Here is a 2,700-nt window from a genome sequence, read left to right on the forward strand (position 1 = left end):
CAGCGCCTAGTGTAGATCTGGGTCGTGCCGAGGCTGGCATGACCCAGGATCTCCTGGACCGCGCGCAGGTCTGCTCCGCCGTCCAGGAGATGAGTCGCTGCGGTGTGCCTGAGCGCATGCGGTCCGACAGTCTCCTCGCCGACGAAGGGCGCGAGCACCTCGGCGACGAGTGAGTACACCGCGCGCGGTCCCATCCGCGCACCACGACTGCCGAGGAACAGAGCGGGAGTCGGCCGCGCTGTGCGCGCGGCGAGTGCGGGACGCCCTCTGGTCAGGTACGCGCCGGCCGCCTCGCGGGCGGGGACCCCGAAGGGCACCACTCGCTCCTTCGAACCCTTTCCCAGAACGCGCGCGGTGCCTCGATCGAGATCGAGGTCGTCGACATCGAGGCCGCACAGCTCGGAGACGCGGATCCCGGCGCCGTAGAGCAGTTCGAGGATCGCGTGGTCTCGGAGAACTAGCGGATCACCGGCGCCGGCGGCTCGGCGTTGCGCATCGAGCAGGGTCGTCATCGCATCCTGAGAAGCGATGGTGGGGAGGGTTCGCCCCCGCTTGGGAGCGACCAGGCGCAGGCTCGGATCGTGATCGACGAGCTGCTGCTCGTGCGCCCAGCTGAAGAAGGAGCGCGCCGCCGCTGCTCGCCGCGCGAGCGTCGACCGCGCATCCCCACGCTGAGTCGCCCGCCAGAGCCAGTCTCGGAGAGTCTCCAGCGTGACCTGGTCGACCTCGAGTTCACCGACGGTCTCCGCGAGGTCCCGTAGGTCTGATCGGTAAGCGCGCACGGTGGCGGGAGACAGCCGACGCACCTGAGCAAGGTGGTCGGCGAAGGCATGTGCGGCCGCCGCGAACTCCATGGATCAAGTGTGCAGGAACGCCGATCACCGTCGCGTCAGCCGCGCCGCTCGCTGACCCGCGCCCTCTGCCACCCCCCTTCGACTCGTCGCACCGCACCCTCGAGCTCGAGCAGCCCGAGCAGGGCATTGACTCGCTCAGGCGCGAGCCCCGACCGTCGAGACAGCTCGGCAGCGGCTCGCGCATCGCGGCTGCTCATGGCATCGAGCACGCGAGACTGGTCGGGATCCGTGCCTCGACCGGGTGACGTACCCGGCGGCCCGTCGCCCCAGAGCTCGCGTATCTCGGCAGTCGTGGTGACGCACCGCGCGTCGTACTCGCGCAGGAGCCGATGACAGCCGGCTGACGAAGCGGATGTCACCGGCCCGGGCACGGCGCCGAGCGGTCGACCCAGTGCAGCTGCGTGTCCAGCAGTGTTCAACGATCCGCTTCGCCATCCTGCCTCCACGACCACCGTCGCGTCGCTCACCGCAGCGATGAGTCTGTTGCGCGACAGGAACCGCCACTTCGTCGGCGCAGTGCCGCACGGGACCTCGCTCACCACGGCGCCGGTCTCGACGATTCGGCGAAGAAGCTGCTGATGGCCCTGAGGATACGCTCGGTCGACCCCACCGGCGAGGAACGCGACCGTCTTTCCGCCGACTCCGAGTGCGGCACGGTGACCTGCGCCGTCGATGCCGTACGCTCCCCCGGACACCACGACCGCGCCACCTGCGGCCAGCTCGCCGGCGAAGTCACCCGCGAGCATCTCGCCGTATGCGCTCGCGGCGCGGGCTCCGACGATCGCGACTCTGGGGGCCGCGCTCAGCAGCCGCGGGTCACCGCGCACCCAGAGAACGGCCGGCGCATGCACCCCGAGGTCGTCGAGAGAAGTCGGCCAGTGAGCATCACCCGGAATCAGAAGTCGGGCTCCGACGTCCCTGGCGCCGCGCAGCGCATCGACCACGCTCCGCGCGTCGGCTCGGGTCTTCCACCGCGCCCGCCCGTCGGCGAGTGCCCGGCTGCTGACTTCTGGGCCCGCCGCGTTCCCGGCGCCCAATGCGAGCCGGAGCGCGTCCGAAGCACCGAGCTCTTCGATGAGCGCCCCGGCCACACCATCGCCCGGCTCGGTGAGGACCGACCAAGACACCCGGGCGAGCGCCTCCACCGCACCTCCGGAGGGCCTGAGCTGTTCGAGCGACTCTCGGACACCGGCGTCACCTGTGAGAGACTCGATCATGATGCGTACCCCCTCTTGAGAAACAGCGCCTGGCCCACTTCGTCGCGTCCCGGCCTGTCGAGTCCAGCGAGATCGGCCATCGTCCACGCCAGCCGCAGCACCCTGTCGTAGCCGCGCAATGTGAGCGTCCCCCGCTCGAGAGCCCGGTCCAGCGGCGCCCGTGCATCGGCTGGGATGCGCAGATCGAGCTGTCTCAGCCGAGCACCGGGCACTTCGCTGTTTCGAAGCCATGGGGTTCCCCGCCATCGCGCACAGGCTCGCTCTCGCGCCTCGATGACCAGCGCACGAGCGATCTCGCTCGTCATTCCGGTGCGGTCCCCCACCATCGCCTGCGAGGCGGAAACCCGAGAGACGTGCAGCTCGACATCTATGCGGTCTCGCAGCGGACCCGAGAGTCTCGTCGAGTATCTCCGGATCGCCAACGACGGGCACACGCACTCCGCGCCACGAACCCCGTAGTTGCCGCACGGACAGGGATTGAGCGCCACGATGAGCTGGAACCTCGCTGGAAACAGAGCCGTGATCCCCGCTCGACTCACTTCGATCACACCCGACTCGAGCGGTTGTCGCATCGCGTCGAGCGCCACTCTCGAGAACTCCGCCGCTTCGTCGAGGAAGAGCACACCCCT

3 protein-coding genes are annotated in these 2,700 nt (G+C 69.5%); all 3 read right to left on the minus strand.

What is annotated here, in order from left to right:
• The coding region (locus tag RU09_RS17705; RefSeq protein ID WP_042542220.1) for a tyrosine-type recombinase/integrase at window positions 1-854 on the minus strand (854 nt) is incomplete at its 3' end.
• A 35-nt stretch (window positions 855-889) separates the two neighbouring features.
• Window positions 890-2,071, minus strand: a complete 1,182-nt coding sequence (dprA, locus tag RU09_RS17710; RefSeq protein ID WP_042542219.1) for a DNA-processing protein DprA — start codon at window positions 2,069-2,071, stop codon at window positions 890-892.
• A partial coding sequence (locus RU09_RS17715) for an ATP-binding protein (RefSeq protein ID WP_042542221.1) occupies window positions 2,068-2,700 on the minus strand: 633 nt, incomplete at its 5' end. The genes dprA and RU09_RS17715, both read right to left, overlap by 4 nt.

Source organism: Microbacterium sp. MEJ108Y (assembly GCF_000834175.1).
Taxonomy (GTDB): domain Bacteria; phylum Actinomycetota; class Actinomycetes; order Actinomycetales; family Microbacteriaceae; genus Microbacterium; species Microbacterium forte.

What these genes read in the sequence shown, in the direction of transcription:
- dprA (WP_042542219.1), bottom strand. Translation starts at nt 2,071, where the DNA reads ATGATCGAGTCTCTCACAGGTGACGCCGGTGTCCGAGAGTCGCTCGAA.